The 346-nt window shown below is 42.5% G+C and carries 1 protein-coding gene; it reads left to right on the top strand.

What is annotated here, in order from left to right; translation table 11 throughout:
* Window positions 1–104: 104 nt before the first annotated feature.
* The coding region (locus CHH91_RS20330; RefSeq protein WP_141234199.1) for an alpha/beta fold hydrolase at window positions 105–346 on the top strand (242 nt) is incomplete at its 3' end.

Below are 346 nucleotides of genomic sequence, written 5' to 3'. Positions count from 1 at the left end.
CTATGTATATCAAGAAACCCCATACCATTTAGAGGATTAAAAACCGAGCAATCGGTTTTTTTTCGTGTTCGTGCGAAACACTAATCAAAAAGGGAGGGCTGATTGTGCAAAAGGTTCGGCCAGATCGCGCCTCGTATCTATACATCCAGGGAGCAAGCGTTTATTTTGAATACTACCGTTGCCAAGCGCAAGAAGCTAAAGGAACGTTGCTTTTGTTGCATGGTTTTTTAGCGTCATCAGCCTGTTTTCATCAATTGGTTCCTTATTTACACAAGGATTATCACTTGATCAGTTGTGATTTACCTGTGTTTGGCCGCTCAAGTAAGGCACCAGGAACGGTCTATTC

Source organism: Virgibacillus sp. 7505 (assembly GCF_002272135.1).
Classification (GTDB): domain Bacteria; phylum Bacillota; class Bacilli; order Bacillales; family Amphibacillaceae; genus Terribacillus.
The sequence above is the reverse complement of the archived record's forward strand: the minus strand, read 5'-3'. Positions and strand labels throughout refer to the sequence as shown.